Annotated in this window: 4 protein-coding genes and 1 tRNA gene; 4 read left to right on the plus strand and 1 reads right to left on the minus strand. The window is 54.6% G+C overall.

From position 1 onward, the window contains the following. Positions 1-121 precede the first annotated feature (121 nt). Positions 122-901 (minus strand): hydroxyacylglutathione hydrolase, encoded by a 780-nt coding sequence (gene gloB / locus ABWP27_RS12650; protein WP_353157446.1) that lies wholly within the window; start codon positions 899-901, stop codon positions 122-124. 4 nt (positions 902-905) lie between these two features. On the opposite strand from gloB, the gene ABWP27_RS12655 reads away from it, so the two are divergent. The 4 genes from ABWP27_RS12655 (at position 906) to ABWP27_RS12670 (ending at position 3,048) form a co-directional block, all read left to right on the plus strand. After that, positions 906-1,685, plus strand: a complete 780-nt coding sequence (locus ABWP27_RS12655; protein ID WP_353157437.1) for a class I SAM-dependent methyltransferase — start codon at positions 906-908, stop codon at positions 1,683-1,685. A gap of 14 nt (positions 1,686-1,699) precedes the next feature. Next, positions 1,700-2,140 carry a ribonuclease HI gene (gene rnhA, locus ABWP27_RS12660; protein WP_353157440.1) on the plus strand — a complete coding sequence of 147 codons (441 nt, stop codon included), beginning with the start codon at positions 1,700-1,702 and terminating at the stop codon, positions 2,138-2,140. 91 nt (positions 2,141-2,231) lie between these two features. Beyond that, a complete protein-coding gene (gene dnaQ / locus ABWP27_RS12665) occupies positions 2,232-2,936 on the plus strand; it encodes a DNA polymerase III subunit epsilon (protein ID WP_353157443.1) in 705 nt (234 codons plus the stop codon). A gap of 37 nt (positions 2,937-2,973) precedes the next feature. Beyond that, positions 2,974-3,048 (plus strand) — tRNA-Val (locus ABWP27_RS12670). Positions 3,049-3,208 lie beyond the last annotated feature (160 nt).

The following is a 3,208-nucleotide window of genomic DNA, read 5'->3' on the forward strand; positions in this document are numbered from 1 at the left end:
TAATGCGCATTTTGCGCGTCAAGACAATTTACACAAGGATTGTTGCCTGACATCGCTTTTCCAAATGGAAATAAATGTCAGACGGATAACTTTTTTGTATCTGTGAATGCCGCAAGGAAATTTAGCGGAAGTCGTTTTTCCATGCGCGCAGGGCGGCAAAGACGGCAACCGCGCCCTTGTCGTTCCCGCTTACACGGCCCGCAGCGATCAATTGGTCGGCAATTGCCGGCTCGCGTGCGCGCAGGAAAGGATTGGTCGATTTTTCCAGGCCGATAGTGGAGGGAACGGTAGGTATATCGACTTCGCGTTTTGCCTGCTCGGCCTTGAAACGCGCTGCCAGTGCAGCGTTATCCGGTTCTGCAGCCAGTGCAAAACGCAAATTGGAGATTGTATATTCATGCGCGCAATAGACTTTGGTGTGGTCCGGCAGCGCTGCCAGCTTGTCCAGCGACGCGAGCATCTGCGTCGGCGTGCCCTCAAACAGACGGCCGCAACCTCCGGCGAATAGCGTATCGCCGCAAAACAGCCAGCCTTGCTCCGCTGCGACATAGGCAATGTGCCCCAGCGTGTGACCGGGCACTGCCAATACCGACAAATGCAGATCCAGTTCCGGAATGTTCACGGCATCGCCTTCATCCAGCGGGTGTGAGACGTTGGCAATCGGATCCTTGCGCGGTGCAAAGACTGGCACGTTGAAATGCTGCAAGAGTTTTGCCACGCCGCCAACATGGTCAGCATGATGATGTGTCAGTAGAATAGCGACCAGCGACAGCTGGTGTTTTTCCAGTGCAGCCAGAATCGGCGTCGCATCACCCGGGTCGACCACGGCAGCGTGTACGCCATCGTGGATAATCCACAGATAATTGTCGTTAAAAGCGGGAACGGTCAGTACACTCAACATACGCATGCAAACATTTTCATCGGAAAAACCCATTATATCTCTCAGCTCCTGGCTGGAGACTGCGGCCGGCAATTATGTGCGGAATTGGGAGCATGCGCGTCTGGACGAACTGACGGCAGATATTTTCGGCTTTAACGCCAGCCAGTTCGGTTTGCCGCAAATTCAGGCCTTGCGCGCCAGTCGCATGCCGCATACCTGGTTGACTGATACTAACCTGCCTGCGCCGGCTCAGATGGATGCGGAGCGGCGTATCGTCGTGATCGAGGATTTCGAGGATTTGCCTTTCGCCTCCAGCAGCATAGACTTGATCGTGTTGCCGCATGTACTTGAATTCGCCAAGGAGCCGCATCAGGTCTTGCGTGAAGTCGAGCGGGTGTTGATTCCGGAAGGACAGGTCATTATTTCCGGCTTCAATCCATACAGCTTGTGGGGTGCGCGGCAGTTGGCCGGACGCTTGACCGAGAGCTATTTTCTGCCGGAAGAAGGTGAGTTCATCAGTCCGACACGCTTGAAGGATTGGCTGAAATTGCTGAATATGGAAGTCGGCGATGGCCATCTCGGATGTTATGCGCCACCGTGTGAAACGGAAAAATGGCTGCATCGTTTTTCCTTCATGGAAAACGCGGGCGACAAATGGTGGCCGTTTCTGGGCGCAGTGTATGTGGTGCAGGCGATCAAGCGCGTCAAAGGCATGCGTCTGATCGGGCCGGCATGGAAAACACAAAGGGCCACCGCGCGGCAAGGTGTGCCGGCGACTAACAGAACATCGATCAATAAAAAGTAGAGAACACGGCAAGCATGGAAAAAATTGATATCTTTACCGACGGCGCGTGCAAGGGCAATCCCGGCCGCGGCGGTTGGGGCGCATTGCTTGTCATGGGCGAGCGCGAGAAGGAATTGTTCGGCGGCGAACCCGGCACCACCAATAACCGGATGGAATTGAAAGCGGTAATCGAAGCCTTGAATGCCTTGACGCGTCCATGTGAAGTGGTTGTGCATACCGATAGCCAGTATGTGCAAAAAGGCATCAGCGAATGGATACACGGCTGGAAGGCGCGCGGCTGGAAAACTGCCGCCAAGGCGCCGGTCAAGAATGTCGATTTGTGGCAGGCGCTGGACGCCGCGCAGGCCAGGCACCAGATCGAATGGCGCTGGGTACGTGGCCATAATGGTCACGTCGGCAATGAGCGCGCCGATGCCTTGGCCAATCGCGGCGTGGAAACGGTGAACTCAAATTAAATTGGGTATAAAGAACTACGACCTGCTGCATCGCTTGCCGCCGCCTTCATGTGCAAGCATTGTTAATCCATTTTTGAATACAGATTGAATCATGCGACAAATTGTTCTCGACACTGAAACCACCGGACTCAACCCGCGTTCCGGAGATCGCATTATTGAAATCGGCTGCGTCGAATTAATCGATCGCCGCCTGACCGGCAACAACTTTCATCATTACATCAATCCGGAACGGGATTCCGAAGAAGGCGCGCTGGCGGTGCACGGCTTGACGACTGAATTCCTTAGCGACAAACCGAAGTTTGCCGAGATCGTCGACGAATTTCGCGACTACATCAGCGGCGCAGATGTGATTATTCACAATGCACCGTTCGACGTCGGCTTTCTCGATGCCGAGTTGAAGCGCGTCGAGATGCCGCTGTTCAAGGATCACGTCGGCGAAATCCTCGACACGCTGCAGCAGGCCAAGGAGCTGCATCCGGGCAAGCGCAATTCGCTTGATGCCTTGTGCGACCGTTACGGCGTATCGAATGCACATCGCACCTTGCACGGCGCCTTGCTGGACTCGGAGTTGCTGGCTGAAGTCTATCTGGCGATGACGCGCGGCCAGAATAGCCTGAGCATGGATCTTGGCGGGCCGGATGTCGGCAGCGATGGCGTCGCGCTGGAAATGGTAGCGATCGCTGATGTCTTATTGCAATCCGCAACGGCAGACGAGCTTGCCGAACATGAGTTGGTGATGAAGGGTCTGGACAAGGAAGTCAAAGGCCAGTGCCTGTGGCGCGCAGCAGCAAATTGATACGCGCATGCTTTTGTGAGATAATTTGCGCCGCTTCGGGAGGTTAGCTCAGGGGTAGAGCGATCGCCTCACACGCGATAGGTCACAAGTTCGAAACTTGTACTTCCCACCAGAATTCTGTGGATTGATCTGCAAACAAAAATGCCTGACGGTTTCCCGTCAGGCATTTTTGTTTGTGCAACAGATTATTGCCGGTTCATGGTTTGCATATACTCAAGCGCAAAAATCCAGCGGCAAACGGCGCGGGAAGTGCTGGCCTTTGCCGGGATGAT

Source organism: Herminiimonas fonticola (genome assembly GCF_040395855.1).
Lineage (GTDB): Bacteria > Pseudomonadota > Gammaproteobacteria > Burkholderiales > Burkholderiaceae_D > Oxalicibacterium > Oxalicibacterium fonticola_A.